General features: G+C 60.3%; 18 protein-coding genes. 7 read left to right on the forward strand and 11 right to left on the reverse strand.

Annotated features, from left to right (window positions below; genetic code table 11):
• Window positions 1-161 precede the first annotated feature (161 nt).
• The 3 genes from nirK to DXT96_RS18440 all read left to right on the forward strand — a co-directional run bounded on the left by nirK (window position 162) and on the right by DXT96_RS18440 (window position 3,184).
• A complete protein-coding gene (nirK, locus tag DXT96_RS18430) occupies window positions 162-1,304 on the forward strand; it encodes a copper-containing nitrite reductase (RefSeq protein WP_153515876.1) in 1,143 nt (380 codons plus the stop codon).
• A 111-nt stretch (window positions 1,305-1,415) separates the two neighbouring features.
• Complete coding sequence (locus DXT96_RS18435; protein WP_153515877.1) at window positions 1,416-2,333, forward strand: SUMF1/EgtB/PvdO family nonheme iron enzyme; 918 nt, start codon at window positions 1,416-1,418, stop codon at window positions 2,331-2,333.
• Window positions 2,334-2,482: 149 nt separating this feature from the next.
• Complete coding sequence (locus DXT96_RS18440) at window positions 2,483-3,184, forward strand: Crp/Fnr family transcriptional regulator (protein WP_137454302.1); 702 nt, start codon at window positions 2,483-2,485, stop codon at window positions 3,182-3,184.
• 39 nt (window positions 3,185-3,223) lie between these two features.
• On the opposite strand, the gene DXT96_RS18445 is transcribed toward DXT96_RS18440, so the two are convergent.
• The 11 genes from DXT96_RS18445 to DXT96_RS18495 all read right to left on the reverse strand — a co-directional run bounded on the left by DXT96_RS18445 (window position 3,224) and on the right by DXT96_RS18495 (window position 14,926).
• The gene (locus tag DXT96_RS18445) at window positions 3,224-3,619 is read right to left on the reverse strand and encodes a cytochrome c family protein (RefSeq protein ID WP_153515878.1); all 396 of its coding nucleotides are present in this window, start codon (window positions 3,617-3,619) and stop codon (window positions 3,224-3,226) included.
• A gap of 70 nt (window positions 3,620-3,689) precedes the next feature.
• Window positions 3,690-4,247, reverse strand: coding sequence for a gluconate 2-dehydrogenase subunit 3 family protein (locus DXT96_RS18450; protein ID WP_153515879.1), 558 nt, complete (start codon window positions 4,245-4,247; stop codon window positions 3,690-3,692).
• Window positions 4,247-5,932 (reverse strand): GMC oxidoreductase, encoded by a 1,686-nt coding sequence (locus DXT96_RS18455; protein ID WP_153515880.1) that lies wholly within the window; start codon window positions 5,930-5,932, stop codon window positions 4,247-4,249. The genes DXT96_RS18450 and DXT96_RS18455 overlap by 1 nt, the downstream gene beginning before the upstream one ends.
• Window positions 5,933-6,080: 148 nt before the next feature.
• A complete protein-coding gene (locus DXT96_RS18460) occupies window positions 6,081-6,935 on the reverse strand; it encodes a sugar phosphate isomerase/epimerase (protein ID WP_194287676.1) in 855 nt (284 codons plus the stop codon).
• A gap of 129 nt (window positions 6,936-7,064) precedes the next feature.
• Complete coding sequence (locus DXT96_RS18465) at window positions 7,065-8,234, reverse strand: Gfo/Idh/MocA family protein (RefSeq protein ID WP_153515881.1); 1,170 nt, start codon at window positions 8,232-8,234, stop codon at window positions 7,065-7,067.
• 11 nt (window positions 8,235-8,245) lie between these two features.
• Window positions 8,246-9,295 (reverse strand): sugar phosphate isomerase/epimerase, encoded by a 1,050-nt coding sequence (locus DXT96_RS18470; RefSeq protein ID WP_153515882.1) that lies wholly within the window; start codon window positions 9,293-9,295, stop codon window positions 8,246-8,248.
• 39 nt (window positions 9,296-9,334) lie between these two features.
• Complete coding sequence (locus DXT96_RS18475) at window positions 9,335-10,360, reverse strand: LacI family DNA-binding transcriptional regulator (protein WP_153515883.1); 1,026 nt, start codon at window positions 10,358-10,360, stop codon at window positions 9,335-9,337.
• 3 nt (window positions 10,361-10,363) lie between these two features.
• A complete protein-coding gene (locus DXT96_RS18480; RefSeq protein ID WP_153515884.1) occupies window positions 10,364-11,332 on the reverse strand; it encodes an ABC transporter permease in 969 nt (322 codons plus the stop codon).
• Window position 11,333: 1 nt separating this feature from the next.
• Window positions 11,334-12,278 carry an ABC transporter permease gene (locus tag DXT96_RS18485; RefSeq protein ID WP_153515885.1) on the reverse strand — a complete coding sequence of 315 codons (945 nt, stop codon included), beginning with the start codon at window positions 12,276-12,278 and terminating at the stop codon, window positions 11,334-11,336.
• A complete protein-coding gene (locus DXT96_RS18490; RefSeq protein ID WP_153515886.1) occupies window positions 12,275-13,768 on the reverse strand; it encodes a sugar ABC transporter ATP-binding protein in 1,494 nt (497 codons plus the stop codon). The genes DXT96_RS18485 and DXT96_RS18490 overlap by 4 nt, the downstream gene beginning before the upstream one ends.
• A 135-nt stretch (window positions 13,769-13,903) precedes the next feature.
• The gene (locus DXT96_RS18495; RefSeq protein WP_149900807.1) at window positions 13,904-14,926 is read right to left on the reverse strand and encodes a substrate-binding domain-containing protein; all 1,023 of its coding nucleotides are present in this window, start codon (window positions 14,924-14,926) and stop codon (window positions 13,904-13,906) included.
• 306 nt (window positions 14,927-15,232) lie between these two features.
• Here DXT96_RS18495 and DXT96_RS18500 point away from each other — a divergent pair, with 306 nt between their 5' ends.
• The 4 genes from DXT96_RS18500 (at window position 15,233) to DXT96_RS18515 (ending at window position 20,190) form a co-directional block, all read left to right on the forward strand.
• Entirely contained in the window at window positions 15,233-15,628 is a 396-nt protein-coding gene (locus DXT96_RS18500; protein WP_149900806.1) for a cupin domain-containing protein, read from the forward strand.
• A gap of 242 nt (window positions 15,629-15,870) precedes the next feature.
• Window positions 15,871-17,502, forward strand: coding sequence for a SulP family inorganic anion transporter (locus DXT96_RS18505; RefSeq protein ID WP_153515887.1), 1,632 nt, complete (start codon window positions 15,871-15,873; stop codon window positions 17,500-17,502).
• Window positions 17,486-18,103 (forward strand): ParB-like protein, encoded by a 618-nt coding sequence (locus tag DXT96_RS18510; protein WP_153515888.1) that lies wholly within the window; start codon window positions 17,486-17,488, stop codon window positions 18,101-18,103. The genes DXT96_RS18505 and DXT96_RS18510 overlap by 17 nt, the downstream gene beginning before the upstream one ends.
• Entirely contained in the window at window positions 18,100-20,190 is a 2,091-nt protein-coding gene (locus DXT96_RS18515) for a mechanosensitive ion channel domain-containing protein (RefSeq protein ID WP_153515889.1), read from the forward strand. Before DXT96_RS18510 ends, DXT96_RS18515 begins: the two co-directional genes overlap by 4 nt.
• Window positions 20,191-20,200: the final 10 nt, after the last annotated feature.

The following is a 20,200-nucleotide window of genomic DNA, read 5'->3' on the forward strand; positions in this document are numbered from 1 at the left end:
GAGGTGCAACGCTTCCGCACCGGTCCTCAATCGACTGCCAAAATGTCGCAGGTCGCCGCCAGGGTAGTTTGTTCCATCTCAAATTGTATTTCTGCATCTCCGCTACAAATGTTGTGACAGAGCGAAAGATGCTCTGCCCTAAGAGGGACAGGAGAAATATGATGACGGACGGGTTCCACATCACACGGCGTAATATTCTCGCAGGCGCAGCATTTGCAGGGGCTGTAGCACCCATGATCATGCCTTCGGCAGCAAGCGCGGCAGAGGAAAAGAAGGCCGCAGCCAAGCCATTGACGAGCGCGGAGATTGCAGCGCTACCTCGCGTAAAGGTTGATCTCGTCAAACCGCCCTTCGTACACGCCCATACGCAAAAAGCCGAAGGCGGACCGAAGATCGTCGAGTTCACGCTGACGATCAAAGAGCAGAAGATGGTCCTCGACGACAAGGGTACCGAAGTTCACGCCATGACGTTCAACGGTTCGGTTCCCGGCCCCTTGATGGTCGTGCATCAGGACGACTATGTCGAACTGACCCTCATCAACCCCGATACCAACGAGCTACAGCACAATATAGATTTCCATTCGGCCACCGGGGCGCTCGGCGGCGGCGGGCTGACCATCGTCAACCCCGGTGAAAAAGCGATCCTGCGCTTCAAGGCGACCAAGGCCGGCGTCTTCGTCTATCACTGCGCACCTCCCGGCATGGTGCCGTGGCACGTCACCTCGGGCATGAACGGCGCGATCATGGTGCTGCCGCGTGAGGGCCTGACCGACGGCCACGGCAAGGAGCTTGTTTATGACAAGGTCTATTATGTCGGCGAGCAGGACTTCTACATCCCGCGCGACGAGAACGGCAATTTCAAGAAATATGAAAGCGCCGGCGACGCCATGGCGGATACGCTGGAGGTGATGCGCACGCTGACGCCAACCCACATCGTCTTTAACGGCGCAGTCGGCGCCCTGACCGGGGAACACGCCCTTCAGGCCGCAGTCGGTGAAAAGGTGCTGATCGTCCATTCGCAGGCCAACCGTGATACCCGCCCCCATCTTATCGGCGGCCATGGCGATTATGTCTGGGCGACAGGCAAGTTCCGCAACCCGCCTGATCTCGACCAGGAAACCTGGTTCATTCCCGGCGGCACGGCGGGTGCGGCCTTCTACACCTTCGAGCAGCCCGGCATCTATGCCTATGTCAACCACAACCTCATCGAGGCCTTCGAACTGGGCGCGGCCGGCCATTTCAAGGTAACGGGTGAGTGGAACAACAGCCTGATGCAGGCGGTGCTCGCCCCGTCGAGCATCTGACACGACCAGAGGCGCGCCGCCAGCATGAGGTGCGGTGCGCTTCCCCTCCGGCTTTATCCGGCCTGAACGCAGGCCTGAACTTTAGCGTTCCCGCAACGCAGGCAGGTTCCCATGGGCATTCCCGGCAACAGCCTTTTCCCAAATACAGTCTCGCTTCTTTTGCCGCTCTCGCTTGCCACGCTGCTGGCGGCGGCCATCGGCTTCCAGTCAGGGATCATCCACAGCGGCACCGATCCACGCGCAGTCATGACCCCGCCGCAGGTCGTCACCGTTCCGCCGGGCAGTTTCAGATACCGGGCGGAGGGCGAATATTTTCGCAATGGTTATGCCGTCGATGGCCCGATGGTCGAGGTGGCGATGCGGCAAAATTTGACGATCATGAAATATCAGGTGTCGAGCGCGGATTATGCCCGCTGCGTGGCGGAAGGCGGCTGCCAGCAGCCGGAACCCGGCTTTGCCGCTCCGGTCGGCGGCGAGATACCGGCAACCGGCATCAGCCAGGATGATGCCGGCGCTTATGCCAAATGGCTGAGCGAGCGGACAGGCGCTGTCTGGCGTCTGCCGAGCGACGCCGAACTTGCCTTTGCCGCCGGGTCGCTTTTCCCGGATGAGACGCTCGGTGTCGCCGCGGACAGTGAGAACCCGGCTTTGCGCTGGCTGGCCGATTACGAGCGGCAGACCAGCCGCAAGGCCTCCGGCAATCCTGTTCCGCAATCCTATGGCAGTTTCGGCGAAAACGAATATGGCCTTGCCGATTTTGGCGGCAATGTCTGGGAATGGACATCGAGCTGCAGCCACCGTGTGACGCTCGGCAAGGATGGTGAGGCGATCGATAGCGTCGCCTCCTGCGGTATCCCGGTCGCTTCGGGAAAACATCGGGCGGCGATGAGCGCCTTCGTCAAAAACCCGAAAAGCGGCGGCTGCGCCGTCGGCGTACCGCCTGATAATCTCGGTTTCCGGCTGGTAAAGGACACACGGTGGTATGCGCCGCTTCTCGAAAAGCTCCGTGCCACCACCCTGTTTTCTTGACATTCATCAATTAAAACAAGCGCTTGATTCATATCATTTGATCTTCTGCCGCCGGTGATAGTGCTGTATGCTGACAATACAGAAAAGGCCGATCTCCGATTGCCAATGCAATCATCCTGAGGATCGTCCAATCACCGGAGAGGGTGCAAGTGAAGATTGACCGAAGCGTCATCCGGTCGCTGGCCTTGTTTGCCAAGATGGCCGACGATGAGCTGGACGGACTGCTGACCCACGCCACATCCCGGCTGGTGCCGCCGGGCGAAGCCATTTTCGAGCAGGGCCAATCGGCAACACATTTCTTCCTGCTGATCCACGGCCGCCTGAAGGTGACGCAGGTGACGCATGACGGTCAGCAGATCATCGTGCGCATGGTGCATCCCGGTGATCTCTTCGGTTTCGCGCGAGCACTGCAACGGTCCGATTATCCCGGCACAGCCACGACAGCTGCCGAAAGCGTCATCCTGTCGTGGCAGACGGACCTCTGGCCGCAATTCGTCGAGCAGAACCCGCATCTCGCCGTCTCCGCCATGCAGACCATCGGTCAGCGTCTTGAAGAAGCCCATACGCGCATCCGCGAAATGTCGACACAGGAAGTGGAGCGCCGGGTGGCCCATGCCGTGCTGCGTCTTTCGCAGCAGGCGGGACGCAAGGAGGAGGACGGCATCCGTATCGATTTCCCGATCTCGCGTCAGGACATCGCCGAGATGACCGGCACGACCCTGCACACGGTCTCGCGCATCCTTTCCAGCTGGGAGTCCAAGGGACTGGTGCAGGGAGGGCGGCAGAAGCTGCTGGTCTGCAATCTGCCGGGCCTTGCTCAATTGGCAGAGGGCGAAACCAGCCAAGTGTAGGGCGTATCCCAGACCTCCGTACACTCCGCTTTTTCGCTGTCACTCAGCCGGTTTCGAAGCCGCGCTTTCGATATAGGCGATGAGGTTGTCCAGATCTTCCGGCTTGCTGACGCCGGCCAGCGCCATCTTGTTTCCAGGTATTTTCTTTTTCGGCGCGCTCAGGAAATCCCGCAATTCCTCCGGTGTCCAGACGAGACCGTCCTCGCCCGCTTTTTTCATCGCACTCGAATAATTATAGTCAGATACGCCACCGGCAGCGCGGCCAATGATGCCGTTAAGCTGTGGGCCAACCCGGTTTTTGGCGCCCTCGCCAATGGCGTGGCAGGCGGAACAGCGCTTGAACACCGCCTCCCCCTTGGCGACATCGCCTTCCGAAAGAGCGGGAATGGCGCTTGCAGTCAGCATTGCCGCCGCGATGATTGTTGTATTGCGCATCGTGTCATCCTTGTCTTGCCGCATAAATACGGCCCGCCCGCAAAAGCGGACGGGCCGGAGGTTGCTCTTTTCAGGTCGTGCCCCACGCGGGCGTGCCCTTGTTATAGGGAACGCGGTCTTCGAAACCGCCGGGGATCTCGTCGTAAACGAGAACTTCCGTCGCGCCGATCTTCGAGGTGAAGAAACCGAGCAGCGTCAATTGCTTGACGAGTGTGAAGGCGTGCGGAGCGGTCGGCGTCTGTTCCGCCTTGGCCTGTTTGTCCAGCGCCGCAAGCAGCGTCTGCCGCTGCTGATCCGTCAACTCCAGAAATGCCTTTTTGTGCTCGGCCTGACTGCGCTTCTCGATTTCGGGGATTGCCGAGAGGAAGAGTGTCCGCTGCTCCTCGGTATAACAATCGGCCGCGTAAACCGCCATGAATGCGCCGACAGCGGCATCCTTTGCACCCGGCGTGGACGTGCGGGGAATAATGGTCTCCGCAACCTCGTCCAGAAACCGGATATCCTCCGGGCTGAACACATGGCCGCCGGCGGGCTTGGCGGCGTTTTCCGCAGCGGTGAGGATATCCGCGCCGATCAGCGGAAGGCCGGTGGCAATGGCTATCAGTTTCAGCAGTTCGCGTCTGTTCATCACAGGTTCCCCTTCTTGCGTTCGGAAACGGCAAAATCGGCCGCACGCGCCGTCAACGCCATATAGGTGAGCGACGGGTTGACGCAGGACGCCGAGGTCATGCAGGCGCCGTCGGTCACGAAGACATTCGGCGCATCCCAGACCTGATTGTTGCCGTTGAGCACGGAGCTTTTCGGGTCGCGTCCCATGCGGGCCGTTCCCATTTCATGAATGCCCATGCCGGGGGCGTAGGTGCCCCGCGAGGGCTTGACGTTCTTGATGCCGACCGCCTCGAACATCTCGACGGCGTCATTGACCATGTCCTCGCGCATATCGAGTTCGTTCTGCTTCATCTCGACATTCATCGACAGGACGGGAAGGCCCCATTTGTCCTTCTTGTCCTGATCCAGCTTCACGCGGTTCTCATGATACGGCAGCATTTCGCCGAAGGCGGTCATGCCGATGGTCCAGCCGCCCGGCTCGGTCAGCGCCTCCTTGTAGTCGGCACCGATATTGAGTTCGGCGATTTCCCGCTCCCAGCGCGACCGGCTGGCGGATCCCTGATAACCGAACCCGCGCAGATATTTGCGCTTGTCGTCGCCGGTGTTGCGGAAGCGGGGAATATAGAAGCCCGCCGGGCGGCGGCCCTTGAAATAGAAATCATCGAAACCCTCAACCTGGCCGGTGGCCCCCATGCGGAAATGGTGGTCCATCACGTTATGGCCGAGTTCGCCGGAGCTGCTTCCAAGCCCGCCCTCCCAAACGTCGGTGGCGGAATTCATCAATACCCATGTCGAGTTCAGCGTCGAGGCGTTGAGGAAGATGATGTCGGCGGTATATTCATAGGTCAGGTTCGTCTCGGCATCGATGATCTCGACGCCACGCGCCTTCTTCTTGTCCTTGTCGTAGAGGATTTCCTTGACGATGGAAAAAGGCCGCAAAGTGAGATTGCCGGTAGCGACCGCCGCAGGCAGGGTCGATGCCTGCGTGCTGAAATAACCGCCGAAGGGACAGCCCAACCGACACTTGTTGCGGAACTGACAGCGGGTGCGTTCCTGATCAGGAAGTTCCTGGGTGATGTTGGCGCAACGCGAATTAATGAGGTGGCGCGTGCCCTTGAAAGCTTTCTTCAGCCGGCTGGCAACATCCTGCTCTACGAAGTTGAGCGGAATGGGCGGCAGGAATTCGCCATCGGGAAGAATATCCAGCCCTTCCCGGCTGCCGGAAATGCCGGCAAAACGCTCGACATAATCATACCACGGAGAGACGTCCTCATAGCGGATGGGCCAGTCGACGGCGATGCCGTCTTTCGCATTGGCCTCGAAATCGGTCTGCGACCAGCGATAAGTCTGGCGTCCCCAGAGCAGCGAACGACCACCGACGTGATAACCGCGGAACCAGTCGAAGCGTTTTTCTTCGACATAGGGCGTTTCCTGCTCATCGGCCCACATGCCGAGCGTGGCTTCTTCCAGCAGATAATCGCGGCTGAGAACGGGGTATTTCGCCTTCATCTCCTGCGTGGCGCGGTTGCGATGGGGATAATCCCAAGCTTCCTTGTCCGCATTCTGATAGTCGGTGATGTGCTCGATGTTCCGGCCGCGCTCCAGCATCAGGACCTTCAGGCCCTTTTGCGTGAGTTCCTTCGCGGCCCAGCCTCCACTGATGCCCGAGCCGACAACAATCGCGTCATAATGATTGTTCGCCATGATAACTCCTCCGATGTGACTTGGAAAAAACGACGAGACGAAGCGCTTCCCGTCGCGGTGCGGCGGAAACTGGTCATGCGTCTGTCGAACCTCATGCGCCCCGGCGAAACCGGCCGCCGGGGAGCGGTTCTGGTTTTACTGGCAGTGATTACTGAAGGGTCGGCAGGCGTTCGTTAAGGAACGCATTGCCCTTGGTCACGACAGCTTCGGCATCGAGCGGAAGGTCGTGTTCAAGGATGAACCACTTGACGCCGGCCTGCTTGGCCGCCGGCAGAATTGCCTTCCAGTCTAGAACGCCGGTGCCCAGCGTGGCAAAGCCGCGCTCATTTTCCGCCGTGCCCGCAGGCGCATTGTCCTTGGCATGGATGGCAAATACCCGGCCCTTCAACGTGCCGAGGAACTCAGCCGGATCATTGCCGCTGCGCGCCACCCAGGCGACGTCGAGTTCGCTCTGCAGCTTCGGGCCAGCGGCATTGAGCAGCAACTCAAGCGCTGTCTTGCCGTCGAACTTGACCATTTCAAAGTCGTGGTTGTGGTAAGCCATGGAGAGGCCTGCCGCAGACAGCTTGTCGGCATATCCACCAAGCTCCTTGCCGAAGGCGGTCCAGCCAGCGGCGTCCTTCGGGCGATCTTCGGGTTTCAGGAAAGGCACGGTCACGACCGGATTGCCGACGGCCTTCTGCTCGGTGATGACCTCATCGAGGTTGCCGCGCAGTTTGTCGATCGGTACATGCGAGGAAATGACCTTGATCTTGTGCTTTTCCAGAAGCGCGTTCAGCTCGCTGGCGCTGACCTTCTGCATGTCCACCGTTTCCACGGCGGAAACGCCGGCGCGGTTGAGGATGGCAAGCTGCTCCTCAAGTGTTCCCGCATTGCGCAATGTGTACATCTGCGCGGCGATCGGCAGTGTCTTGCTGTCTTCAGCAAAAACCGGGTTTGCGATACCGGCCGCCAATGCGACGACGACTGCCATGCTTGCGAATTTTGACTTGAACGTTTTCAAACGCGTAACTCCCTTTCCGTTTGATCAATGTGACGACACGTGTGCCCACGCCTTTCCCGGCCTTCTGACCGGGTCATGCCGGGCACCGCCTCCTGTGCCCTGCGTCGTCCGTTCTCGGTATGCGATGATCTAGATGTCTATCCCTACCCAGGACGAGGTCCGGCTGGACCGAACGGCCGCATCGATGAATGCGAGACCCGCAAGGCCGTCCTCTATGCCGGGATAAATCACATCCCCGGCGGCTGTCTTTCCCTCCCTTTTTGCGATGATTGCGTCTGCGGCTTCGCGGTAAATCGTCGCAAAACCCTCGAGATATCCCTCCGGGTGCCCGGATGGCACGCGGCTGACACGGTTGGCGGCAGCACCTGCCCCCGCGCCGTTACGGGTGATAAGCCGTTTCGGCTCTCCATAAGGCGTAAACCACAGCTCGTCTGGTATCCGGTGGTGCCACTCAAGTCCGCCCCTGTCGCCATAGACCCTGAGCGACAGCGCATTTTCATTGCCGACCGCGATCTGGCTCGCCCAGAGCATCCCCTTCGCGCCGCTGCCGTAACGCAACAGAATATTGCCGCTGTCATCCAGCTGCCGGCCCGGCACGAAGGAGGTCAGATCGGCATAAAGGCTCGTCGGGATTTCACCCGTCACGAAGGCGGCGGCATTGAAGGCATGGGTGCCGATATCGCCGATTGCCCCGCCCGCGCCGGAGCGGCTGGGGTCGGTGCGCCATTCCGCACCCTTTGCGCCGGTCTTTTCCACCGCTTCGGTCAGCCAGTCCTGCGCATATTCCGCCTGAACATGGCGCAGCTTGCCGATATCGCCATTCGCCACCATCTCCCGCATCTGCCGCAGCATGGCATAGCCGGTGTAATTATGCGTGAGAATGAACAGCCGGTCGGATGCGCCGACGATCTTGGCAAGCGCCCTCGCCTCTTCCATCGTCGCGGTGACGGGCTTATCGCAGATGACGTGGATGCCAGCTTCGAGAAACGCCTTGGCCGGGGCGAAATGCAGATGGTTCGGCGTGACGATGGCGACTGCCTCAATGCCGTCTTCACGTCCGGCTTCGGCCGCCGCCATGTCCTCAAACGACGCATAAGAGCGCTCCGGCCCAATGCCAAGCAGGGTCGCAGAAGCGCTAGCGCGGGCCGCATCAGAGGAAAGCGCGCCGGCCACCAGTTCATAACGGTCGTCCAGCCTTGCGGCGATGCGATGCACAGCGCCGATAAAAGCGCCCTGACCGCCACCCACCATACCGAGACGGATACGGCGGCTATCGAATTTTTTTGTGCCGGAAGACATGGCTATCCCTTTCAAAGTCCAAGAAGGCGACGATTGGCGGCGTCATCGACGCCGCTTTTGGCGAAATCGTCGAAAGCTCGCTCGGTCACGCGAATGATGTGGTTTTCAATGAAGCCCGCACCTTCACGCGCCCCGTCTTCCGGGTGTTTCAGCGCGCATTCCCATTCCAGCACCGCCCAGCCGTCGAAGTCATATTGGGTGAGTTTGGAGAACACCGCGCCGAAATCGACATGCCCGTCGCCGAGCGAACGGAAACGCCCCGGCCGGTCGACCCAGCTCTGATAGCCGCCATAAACGCCGGAACGGCCGGTCGGATTGAACTCCGCATCCTTGACGTGAAAGGCGCGGATGCGCTCGTGGTAGATATCGATGAACTCAAGATAATCCATCGCCTGAAGCACGAAATGCGACGGATCATAGAGAATGTTGGCGCGTGAATGATTGCCGGTGGCCTCGAGAAAACGCTCGAAGGTGACGCCGTCATGCAGGTCCTCACCCGGATGCAGCTCGTAGCAGAGATCGACACCATTCTCCTCGAAGACATCGAGAATCGGTGTCCAGCGCTTGCCCAATTCCGCAAAGGCCATTTCGACAAGACCAGCCGGACGCTGCGGCCACGGATAAACGAAAGGCCAGGCAAGCGCGCCAGAGAAAGTTGCGTGGCTTTTGAGGCCAAGATGCTGCGAGGCTTTCGCCGCACACTTCAGCTGGTTGACCGCCCATTCCTGCCGCGCCTGCGGTTTGCCGCGCAGCTCGGCCGGCGCAAAACCATCGAACATTTCATCATAGGTGGGATGAACAGCAACAAGCTGGCCCTGAATATGGGTGGAAAGCTCGGTGATCTCGACGCCTTTCTCGGCCAGACAACCCTTGATATCATCGCAGTACGTCTTGGAGGAGGCAGCTTTTTCGAGATCGAAGAGTTTTGGATCGGTCGGCAGCTGGATGCCCTTGTAACCGAGCGAAGCCGCCCATTGGCCGAGATTGTCGAGCGTGTCGAAGGGGGCTTCGTCCCCGACAAATTGCGCGAGGAAAATCGCGGGGCCTTTGATCGTCTTCATGTCCTTACACTCCTTGCATTCACAATTTCGGCGTAGCCGCTACCGATGCGGCGGGCGGCGGCAGGGCGCGACCGAGCCGCGCACCACCAATTCCGTATCCAGCACGATGGTTTCAGCCGTGCGCTTGCCGTTCAGCCGGTCAACCATCAGCGCCATGGCCCTGCGGCCCATTTCCTGCCGGGGCTGGCGTACCGTTGTCAGTGGCGGCTCAAAGGCGTTGGCAAAGATGATATCGTCGAAGCCAATGACCGAGACATCGGTCGGAACCGAAACGCCACGCGCCCGCAACTCACTGATCGCGCCAATCGCCATCTGGTCGCTCGATGCGAAGATCGCAGTAAAGGCAATGCCGTTTTCGAGAAGGCCGGTTATCGCCTGACGACCGGCTTCGATACTGTAATCGCCCGTCACCACCAGCTTGTCGGAGTAGCCAATACCGGCTTCAACCAGCCCATCCCGATAGCCTTCGAAACGCTCATTCGCCAGACTCTCCGGGAACGGACCGGTAAGATGCACGATCTCCCTATGCCCCGCCTCGATCAGATGCCGCACGGCGTTTCTGGAAGCGGCGCGGTTATCCACCTTGACCGTGGGCAGCGCGATGCCGGGCACAGTTTCCGACGCGATGACGATCGGCGGCAGCGTGTCGGCCTGATCGAGAAACTCTGAAGGAAACTGACCGGTCATCAGGATCAGGCCATCGGCATGTTTCTGGCGCACCATATCGATATGGGTCGCCACGCGGTTCTCGTCATTGCGGGCATCGCCCATCAGTACCTTGAAACCCGCTTCGCCGGCGGCCTCCTCCACACCCTTGTAGATTTCGAGATAAAACGGGTTGCCGATATCGCGAACGAGAAGGATGACGGTGTTGTTGGATTGACGCCTGAAGCTCGCGGCCTGGGCGTTGGGAACAAAATTCGCCAGCCGGACGGCGTCGAAAACCTTTTTCCGGGTTTCCGGGCGAACCTTGTCGGGTTGTTGCAGCGCCCTTGAAACGGTCGCGATGGAAACACCCGCGAGAGCTGCAACTTCCCTGATATTCGAACCTTGGTCTTTGCTCATCTGTCACACACGCAACTGCTTTTGGCGGCCATAAAGCAGCATCAGCGCTAGCAACGTGACACCGAATATGATCTGCCGTGCCCATACATCGAGGTTGAGCGTTATCAGTACGCTTTGCAGAATGGTGAGCGCAACCGCCCCGGCCATGGTTCCGACATATCCGCCCGCGCCGCCGGCAAGCGAGGTGCCGCCGATGACGACCGCGATGATCGACGGAAGGACATATTGGTCGCCGACGGAAATGAAGGAGGTGCCGGTGTAACCGATCACGCAGACCCCGGTCAGCCCGGCAAACAGGCCGGACAGGCCGTAAAGCAGCGTGCGGATCAGGGAAACGGGCAATCCGGTAAGCGTCGCCGCCCGCTCGTTCGAGCCGATGGCGTAAACCGCGAAACCGAAGGCCGTGCGGCGCAGCACGAACAACATGATTGCGGCAATGCCGAGCCAGACGAAGAGCACGCCGGGAATGCCGAAAACCAGCGGCCGGTTGATGAAGCCCGCGAGCAGCGGGGCAGCCGCACCCGATGGAACACCCTGCGAATAGACCACCAGCCCGCCCTGTATCACCGCCGTCATGCCCAGTGTCATGACAAGCGGCGGAATGCGCACGAAGGTGATGCCGAGGCCGTTGATGAGGCCGATGAGGAAGGGAACGCCGCCCGCGACGAGAATGGCGAGCGGAATGCCGGCATTCTGGCCGTTCATCATATTGCCGGCAAGGACCGCGCCGAGCGAAATCATCGCGCCGACGGAGAGATCGATGCCTTCGCGTCCGCCGAGGATCACGAGGTTCTGTCCCGCCGCGACGATGCCGAGAATGGCGGCGATCGTCAGCAGCCGCACGATCTGCGACCCCTGCGCAAAGCCGGGCGACAGCAATTCGCCGACCAGCAGCAGGAAGACCGACGCGCCAATGGCGATGGTCAGGGGATCGGTGATGATGGATTTGATTTGCAAGCCGGGATTGGTCATATCAACGCCTCGTCACCAGAACACCGCCGGCCAGCGCCGTCAGCACGATCAAACCCTGCACCAATGTCTGGTACTCGAAGGGTAAGCCCGCAAAGAAAATCACATTACCGATCATGCCGAGCACCAGTGCTCCCGCAATCGACCCTGTCGAGCTGCCGAAGCCACCGGAAAGCGCGGTGCCGCCCAAAACTACGGCCGAAATGGAGGACAACGCCAAGCTCGCACCGAGCAATGGATCGCCCGAGGCCGTCTCGCCCGTCAGGCACAGCGCCGCCAGCGCCGAAAACAGTCCAGAGATCATGTATGCGCCGATGCGGATGCCCGAAAGGCGCAGGCCCGTCTGGAAGGCGCCGGTACGATTGCCGCCAACCGCCAACAAATGGGCGTGAAACGGAATGCGCGACACGATCAGCGTGAAGGCGATGCCGGCCAGCAGCACCCACAACACGAAGGGCAGGCCGATGAAGCTGCCGGAATAGGTCTGCCAATAGGCTTCCGGCACCGGAAGGCCAGCCTGCGGCAGGACCCAGATCGCCAGTCCGGCGAAGATGATGCCCGTCGCGAAGGTGGTGACGATCGGCTGGAAGCGTAAGCCCGATATGAACAGGCCATTGACCAGACCACAAAGCAGCCCGACCGCAGCCCCTGCCGCCATGCCGGCGAAGACGGCACCCGTCGTGCCGCCAAGCGCAGCGATGACGCTGACGGTGACGACATTGGCCAGCGCAACAATGCTGCCGACCGACAGATCGATATCACCCGCCAGAATGACATAGGTCTGGCCGATGGCGACGAGGATCAGGGGCAGAAACGTCGTCAGGTTCGACTGCAGCACGGAAGGCTGCACGAAGGACGGCTGCAGAAACGTGTTCACAGCAATGAGAACCGTGAGAACGAAGAGGGTTATGATCCAGGGTTGCTTGCGCAGAAAACCGGAGGAACTCATGCGGCGTCTCCGTAGGCGGCGCGGGTCATGTTGACGGATGTCATGTCGGCTCCGGTCAGTTCGGCGGAAATTTGTCCGCCGTTGAACACGAGAATGCGGTCGGCATATTCGAGGATTTCCGCATCTTCCGAGGAATAGAGAAGAATGGTCGCGCCGGCATCGGCCTGCTGTCGCATCAGCGCGAACAGGTCGGCCTTTGCGCCAAGATCGATGCCCTTGGTCGGGTCATCGAGCAAAAGCAGTTTCGGCGATGTGGCAAGCCAGCGGGAGATGAAGATCTTCTGCTGGTTGCCGCCCGAAAGCGTGCCGATGGCCATATCCATGCCGGCAAACTTCGTCTTCATATCATCCGCGACCTTTTGCATACGCGGTTTCAGCGCCGCTGGCCGGATCAGCCGCATCTTTTCGCGCACCATCAGCGCCGCGACGAGATTTTCGAAGATCGACCGTCCCTGAAGGGAGGCGTCGCGCCCACGATCACCCGAGACATAGGCAAAACCGTTGTGAACCGCCTGCGAAGGCTTGCCGATGGTGATTACACGGCCCTCGAACCGGACTTGGCCGGCGGCAAAGGGGCTGGCGCCGAAAAGGCCCTTCAGCAAGGCCGACTGCCCCTGTCCCTGCAGGCCGGCGAGACCGATAATTTCACCCGGATAGGCTTCCAGACTGACGCCGCGAATGCCCTCGCCCGCAACATCCGTCACCTTCAGGCTGGGCGCTGCAGCAGCGCGTCCCTGCTGGCGGGCGGGTGCGGCGCGGACATCGCCGACCATATCGTGCACGACGGCTTCGCGGGTGGTGGCTGCCGTATCGAGTTCAGAAATCGTCGCGCCGTTGCGCATCACGGTGATGCGATCGCAGACGGCGAAAACTTCGTCGAGACGGTGGGAAATCATGATGGTGGAGATACCGTCCGCCTTCTTGGCCCTCAATATCTCGAAAAAGCGCTGCGACTGGCGGCCATCAAGCGCCGCTGTCGCCTCGTCCATGATCATCAGGCTGGCATTCTGGGCAAAAACCTTGAGGATTTCGACAAGCTGGCGCTGATCCGGCGGCAGGCTGCCGACGATGGCATCCGGCTCCAGCCCTTTGCCTGCAACCCCGTCGAACAGCGCGATCAGCCTGGCCGCTTCAGCTTTCAGGGCTTTGCCGTCGACAAAAACGCCGCGCTTCGGTTCGCGCCCGAGAAAAATATTGTCGGCGACGGAAAGTTGCGGAATGAGACTAAGCTCCTGATAAAACAGGGCGATACCGGCATTTTCGGCGTCACGCGGGCTTTTGAAGCGCACTTCCGCGCCGTTGAAGCTGATCGTGCCGCTGGTTGGCGAGACCGCGCCCGCAACGATCTTGCAGAGCGTGCTCTTGCCGCAACCATTGGCGCCCAGCAGCGCGTGAATTTCGCCGCGACCAACCGTCAGCCTGCCGTCAGAAAGCGCGCGCACGGCGCCAAAATTCTTCGTTATGCCGGCCGCTTCCAAAGCGTTCGCCATCGCATGTCCCCGAATTGTAACTGTCATTGTTCTTGTCATGGGCGGACACGGAAAAGAACACATGGTCCTGCACCTGAAGTCCGCACTCGAATTGGAAGATTCGGGCTGGCAATTGCCGCCAGCCCGAAGCCGTTCTTACTTGAAGAACTCGCCAGCCTGCTCCGGCGTTACGGTTGCCGTGACGGACCAGTAGCCAGGCTTGCCATCGGCGGCCTTGATATTGTCGGCAAGGTTGTCGTTGCTGACGAAGGGGATCGGAATATAGATGGCGTTACCATAGGTGCCGCCAAAAATACCGTCCTTGAATTCCTTGCCCTGCAGCTTCAGCACAGCGACGTTGAGCGCGCTTGCCATGACGCCGGGAGGATTGACCGACGCGCCGGAATTGAACTTTTCCTTCTCCCAGCGGGTCATGAAGTCCTTGCGGATTTCACCGGTGGCCGCAATGTCCTTGGTCTTGCCGGCAGCTTCGATTGCGCGCCATGCGCCATCGGCCATGCCGTCCTGCACCCACACGCCGCTGATATCGGGATAGGTAGCGAGCAGGTTCTGCATGGCCTGCTGGCCCTGCGCCTGATCCCAGCTGGCATTGGCTTCGTTCAGCACCTTGATGTCAGGATATTTCTTGAACACTTCGCGATAACCGGCAACGCGGGCTTCATTGGCGGGGTTGCCGGCGATGCCGTTGATGGCGACGACGCTTCCCTTGCCCTTCAGCGCATCCGCAAGCCATTGCGCGGACTGCGCCGCCCATGCCTTCTGGTCGATGCCGACATAGAGCGCGTCCTTCGAGGACACTTCGGCGTCGGTTGCGATGACGAGAATGTTGCGCGCCTTGGCCTGCGCGAAGATCGGATCGAAAGCCGTCGGGCTGCCGGGATTGATGAGGATCGCATCAACGCCCTGGTTCATGAAATTGCGGATATGACCGATCTGCCCCTGCACATCGACATTACCGCTCTGAACGACGACCTCTACCTTGACGCCCTTTTCCCCCCACGCCTTTGCGGCAGCCTGGGCTTCCTCGATCATCTGCGTGCGCCATTCGCTGCCGACGAACGAGTTGGAAAGGCCGATCTTGAAGCTCTGCTCCTGGGCGTACGCCGACGTGCCGGCCGCCAGCACCAAAGCGGCGGCAGCCATCAAATGTCTAAACATGAAATTTGCTCCTCCAAGCACGGTTTTTAACTAATGAAACCGTTTACATGAGCAAATGTAACCGTTTTCATAATTGAGTCAATCCCGAACGCGATTTTTCTCGCAGCGTCTGGAAGGAAGGCAAAATCAATGCTGACAGTGTCGCAAAATACGCGCAAAAGAGTGCGATAACCCATCAAGATGATCGAAGCCGGCGGCTTCAAAACTGTCTGCAGCCTCTCCGCCCGATCAGGTTTGAACGCCCCTGTGGACAACAGGGGAATTCCCGCCTCAAATCACCACACGATTCCAATCAGGAGAATGACCATGGAAATATTGCGCGCAGGAACCCGGGCATCCGCCAAGGGACCCGAGGACTGGTTCACCGGCACGGTCCGCATTGATCCGCTGTTCAATCCCTTCGATGCAGAGCGGGTTCAGGGTGCACAGGTCACCTTTGAGCCCGGCGCCCGCACAGCCTGGCACACCCATCCACTCGGCCAGACACTGATCGTCGTCTCCGGCTTTGGCCGCGTGCAGCGCGAGGGTGGCCCGGTGGAAGAAATCCGCCCCGGCGATATCGTCTGGTTCGCACCCGACGAAAGGCATTGGCACGGCGCTGCTCCCAATGTCGCCATGACCCACATTGCACTTCAGGAAGTCAAGGACGGCAAGGTGGTGGACTGGATGGAGAAGGTGACGAACGACCAATATGGCGGCTGACACCGCCGTTCCGGGGGGACAGTTGCCCACCTGAAACGGGTACGCCCGCATCATCCGCCGACCGATACGCGGTGATGGCCAAACCCGGAAAGACCGAAATATTTCAGGCGTGCAATTTAAACTTTGACTTGTATCCGCAATGGGTGAAACCTTCATTTCATTACGGATACAGGGTGGAGAATCGTGATCATACCGGGTGAAAGTTTTATCGCCTCCATCGGCGTCGAAACGGTTGCAACCCCATGTCCGTGACATTCGACCGGCGTGATGTGATTGCTGGATTGTCGATCGCCGGCCTGATGCTGCCGGAAGCGATCGCCTATTCTGGAATTGCCGGTGTTCCGGCCCAGCACGCCATTCTCGCAGCCATTATGGGCTGCATCGTTTATGCCATTTTCGGCCAGAGCCGGTTTGCGGTCGTTTCGCCCACATCTTCCTCCGCCGCAATATTGGCGGCGATGCTCGCCACGCTTTCCGTCACACCGGCGCAGAAGATGCTGCTTGTCGCTATTTCGGTCGCATTGGTGGGCATCCTGTTTCTTGTAGCAGCGGCCACGCGGCTCGGCGCGCTGTCGAGTGTGATTTCGCGCCCGGTGCTGCGCGGTTTCGCTTTCGGCCTCGCCATTCTGATCACGATCAAGCAATTGCCGAGCCTCTTTGGAATCACGGAGCAAACGGGCGAACCGCTGGCGATCCTGTTGCAGATACTCTCCCATCCGCGAGACTGGAGCTTCGAAAGCATCGTCGTCGGCCTCACGGCGCTTGCCGTACTGCTCCTCCTGCGTAAACGCCCGATCCTTCCCGGCAGCCTTGTGGTGATCGTGGCAGGCATTGCCGTCTCGATGCTGCTTGATCTGCAAAGCCGCGGCGTTGCCATTGTCGGCACCATCGATCTTGCCGGAATATGGGCTGGCCCGCTTTCAGTGTCGCTCGATGACGTCGCGCATGTCGCCCGCTTTGCGCCGCCGCTGGTCCTCATTCTCTTTGCGGAATCCTGGGGTACGATCCGCAGCTTTTCGCTGCGCCATGGCGAGAACGTCGATTCCAATCGCGAATTGCGGGCCTTTGGGCTTGCCAACATCGCCAGCGCCGCCGTGCAGGGCATGCCGGTCGGCGCCGGTTTTTCCGCCGGTGCGGCAAGCGAAGCGGTCGGGCCGCAGAGCCGGCTCGCCTCGGCCATCGCCGCAATCGGCCTTGCGATTTTCAGCCTGCTCGCTTCCGGCTGGTTTGCCTTCATCCCCCAGGCCGTGCTCGCCGCCATCATCGCAGTCGCCCTGCTGCACGCGCTTGATCCGACGCCGATCATCCGTTTGTGGCGACTTGGCAACGATGCCTATCTGGCGCTTGCAGCCGCCGCCGGCGTGCTGGCATTCGGCGTTCTGAACGGCATGCTCGTTGCCGTCGCGCTGTCCTTCGCCGTTTTCGTTCGTCGGCTTTCGCTGCCGCATGTGATGCATCTCGGAAGGCTGGGCGACAGCCACGATTTCGTCGACATGGAACGCCATCCGGATGCGAAGGACATAGCGGGCATGATTATCCTGCGCCCGGCGCAGCCGCTGTTTTTCGGCAATGCCGAACCGATCCTTGCCGCCGTCACCAAACGCCTCGCCGCAAGGCCGGAACTGCATGTCGCGATCATCAGTCTTGAGGAAAGCTTCGAACTGGATTCCACCGCGCTCGATGCGCTGCTGGAATTCGATGCAGCGATGCAGCGCGGCGGCACTGCGATCTATTATGCCCGCGTGCACGACCATGTACGGGATCTGCTGCTCGCCGGCGGCGGGAACGATCTGGTGGCGCGCAGCAGTTTCAGCGTCGATGATGCCGTAACGACGGCCATGGGCCGGGAGAACAGCCATGCCACAGCCTCTTGAACCGCACCTCAGCCCGGTTGAAATCACCGCGCTCAGACCGACACAAATGACGGTCGGCCTTCGCGAGGTGGAAAACAAGCGCAAACAATGGGCCGCGATACGCGAGGAAAAAGGGCCGGACTTTCTCGGCCATCACATGGTGCCTGTCGTCATTGGCTATAAACAGCGTCTCTATCTGGTCGACCATCATCACCTTGCTCTGGCGTTACACTACGAGGGCGTGAAACATGTGCTGACCAGCATCGTTGCCGATCTTTCTCATCTCGGCAGGCAGGAATTCTGGTCGGTGATGGATCATCGCAACCTGGTTTATCCTTTCGATGCCGAAGGTGCGCGCCGCCCTGTCGACGAACTGCCAAAGCGGATCATTGACCTTCAAGACGATCCGTTCCGCTCGCTGGCCGGCGCAGTTCGCGATGCGGGTGGTTTCGCCAAGATCGAAGCGCCCTTTACCGAATTTCTCTGGGCGGATTTTTTCCGCCGCCGGGTGAGCAGCAAAGACCTGCGGCATTCTTTCGATAAGACCATGGCAGGAGCAGTGGAACTGGCGCGCTCGCACGATGCACGACATCTGCCCGGCTGGTGCGGGAGAACCGAATGACACCCCTTCCCTCTCTTTTCAGATGGATTGCAGCGGCCGTCATCGCACTTTTCGTGCTGGGAGCAACCGGCCTTTCCGCGCAGGAGCCACCGCCGATAAAAGCGCCTTTCCCCCCACAGACGACGAAGCAGAAGGTCGACCAGTTGCTGCAACTGCTCGGGCAGGACGACGTTCGTGCCCTGCTTGCACAGAAACTCGCGACAACTGGCGCGGAGCCGCCGCCACAGATGGCATCACAAAGTCAGTTGAGCGATCTCGACCAATGGGCAAGCAAGCGCCGGGAGCATTTTGCCCGCATCGTGGGTGACCTGCCCGTCATGTTCTCGCAAATCGCTTCCGCGTGGGAAAGGCTTGGCGATGCGATCCGCGCCTACGGTCCCTTCATCTTTTTGCTGCATGTATTGGTCCTGTTCGGCGCAGGCCTTGCCGGCGGCATTGTTACGAACCGCATCATCGTCATGCACGCATCCCGCAAAAATGGCGGGGATATCGGCAAATATGCCTCGGCCGTCGTGTCGCGAAGCCTCCTGCCGCTCGTCGGTTACGGCCTTGTCGCGACCGCCATGTTTCTGACCATCCAGTGGCCACGTTTGTTAAGCGCCGTTCTGCTGCCCTGGCTCGTGATGAGCATTCTCCTGCCGATGCTTTTTGCAGTGTCCGGCCTGTTGCGGCAGGTCGTCGGTCGCGAAACCAGCGCCCGGCGCGATTTCTGGATCGTCCGCTGGACGTGGCTTGCAACGCTTGCCGGGCTTTTCTGGGCCGTGCTCAGGACGCTCGAAAATCTCGATCTCCCGCGCGATACGCTCGGGCTGCTGTCCACCGGGATGATCGGCATCCTGTTTCTGCTCGCCGGCCTCTGGATCTGGCGCAGACCCGGCGGCGATCCGGGGTCTGAGCGGACGCGCGCAATCGATGTGGCGCTGATCTTTGGCCTTGTCATCCTCTTCGGGCTGCGGCTCGCCGGTGCAGGCGTCCTATTCTGGATCGGGCTTTATGCACTGGTCCTGCCCAGCTTCGCCTCGACGCTCGGCATTGCGACGAGAAAACTGGCAATCGATATTGGCGGCTACGGCGAGAGCGATCTCCGCCCGGTTCTGGCCGAGCGCGGCGTGCGTCTCGCCATCGTCGGAACCGCCATAGTGTGGCTGATCTTTCTCGTGCGCGCCCATCCGGATTCTCTGCCAGACGGCGCTTTGCTCACGTCGATCGTCGTCGGCATCCTGCACGGGGCACTCATCCTGCTGCTTGCCGATCTCATATGGATCGCCATCAAATCGATGATCGCCCGGCGGCTGGAGCTGAGCGCTCCCGTTGGTGACCCCGTGAGCGGCCACTCCGGCGGCAAGCCACAGGATGATCGGCTTTTGACCATCCTGCCGATCCTGCGCAACATGCTCGGCATCATCATCGCCGCCGTCGCCGTCATGACAGCGCTTTCGGAACTCGGTGTCAATATCGGGCCGCTGCTGGCGAGCGCCGGCATTTTCGGCATCGCCATCGGTTTCGGCTCGCAGACGCTGGTCAAGGACATCATCAGCGGCGTGTTTTACATGATCGACGACGCTTTCCGTGTCGGCGAATATATTCAGAGCGGTTCCTACCGCGGCACGGTGGAATCCTTCAGCATCCGCTCGGTCAAACTACGCCACCATCGCGGCCCGATCTTCACCGTGCCGTTCGGATCGCTCGGCGCGGTCGAAAACATGAGCCGAGACTGGTCGATCGACAAATTCATGGTCACCGTCGCCTTCGATACCGACATCGCCAAGGTCAAGGCGATTACCAAGGAGATCGGCAAGGCCCTGCAAGAAGATCCGGAGTTTGGGCCGTTCCTCATCGAGACCGTCAAGCTGAAAGGCGTCGAGCACTTCGGCGAATATGGCATGACGCTCGGCTTCGGCATGATGCTGCGCGCTGGCGGACAATCCTCAGTGGTGCGACGCAAGGCCTATTCGATGTTGAAGGATGCCTTTGCTGAAAACGACATTCAGTTCGCCAGCATGACAGGCGCCTATCCCGCTGCGCGGTCCGCGAAGCGCCCGGAGGAGCAGCAGGGCGGCGAAATGGAGCCGCCGCCCGAAGAGTAAAGCGCCCGCT

It is taken from the genome of Agrobacterium sp. ICMP 6402 (assembly GCF_009498615.1).
GTDB lineage: Bacteria > Pseudomonadota > Alphaproteobacteria > Rhizobiales > Rhizobiaceae > Agrobacterium > Agrobacterium burrii.

Excerpts from the sequence above, each read along its gene's own strand:
- nirK (WP_153515876.1), top strand. The coding sequence starts at position 162 with ATGACGGACGGGTTCCACATCACACGGCGTAATATTCTCGCAGGCGCA.
- DXT96_RS18435 (WP_153515877.1), top strand. The coding sequence starts at position 1,416 with ATGGGCATTCCCGGCAACAGCCTTTTCCCAAATACAGTCTCGCTTCTT.
- DXT96_RS18445 (WP_153515878.1), bottom strand. The coding sequence starts at position 3,619 with ATGCGCAATACAACAATCATCGCGGCGGCAATGCTGACTGCAAGCGCC.
- DXT96_RS18450 (WP_153515879.1), bottom strand. The coding sequence starts at position 4,247 with ATGAACAGACGCGAACTGCTGAAACTGATAGCCATTGCCACCGGCCTT.
- DXT96_RS18455 (WP_153515880.1), bottom strand. The coding sequence starts at position 5,932 with ATGGCGAACAATCATTATGACGCGATTGTTGTCGGCTCGGGCATCAGT.
- DXT96_RS18465 (WP_153515881.1), bottom strand. The coding sequence starts at position 8,234 with ATGTCTTCCGGCACAAAAAAATTCGATAGCCGCCGTATCCGTCTCGGT.
- DXT96_RS18470 (WP_153515882.1), bottom strand. The coding sequence starts at position 9,295 with ATGAAGACGATCAAAGGCCCCGCGATTTTCCTCGCGCAATTTGTCGGG.
- DXT96_RS18475 (WP_153515883.1), bottom strand. The coding sequence starts at position 10,360 with ATGAGCAAAGACCAAGGTTCGAATATCAGGGAAGTTGCAGCTCTCGCG.
- DXT96_RS18480 (WP_153515884.1), bottom strand. The coding sequence starts at position 11,332 with ATGACCAATCCCGGCTTGCAAATCAAATCCATCATCACCGATCCCCTG.
- DXT96_RS18485 (WP_153515885.1), bottom strand. The coding sequence starts at position 12,278 with ATGAGTTCCTCCGGTTTTCTGCGCAAGCAACCCTGGATCATAACCCTC.
- DXT96_RS18490 (WP_153515886.1), bottom strand. The coding sequence starts at position 13,768 with ATGGCGAACGCTTTGGAAGCGGCCGGCATAACGAAGAATTTTGGCGCC.
- DXT96_RS18495 (WP_149900807.1), bottom strand. The coding sequence starts at position 14,926 with ATGTTTAGACATTTGATGGCTGCCGCCGCTTTGGTGCTGGCGGCCGGC.
- DXT96_RS18500 (WP_149900806.1), top strand. The coding sequence starts at position 15,233 with ATGGAAATATTGCGCGCAGGAACCCGGGCATCCGCCAAGGGACCCGAG.
- DXT96_RS18505 (WP_153515887.1), top strand. The coding sequence starts at position 15,871 with ATGTCCGTGACATTCGACCGGCGTGATGTGATTGCTGGATTGTCGATC.
- DXT96_RS18510 (WP_153515888.1), top strand. The coding sequence starts at position 17,486 with ATGCCACAGCCTCTTGAACCGCACCTCAGCCCGGTTGAAATCACCGCG.
- DXT96_RS18515 (WP_153515889.1), top strand. The coding sequence starts at position 18,100 with ATGACACCCCTTCCCTCTCTTTTCAGATGGATTGCAGCGGCCGTCATC.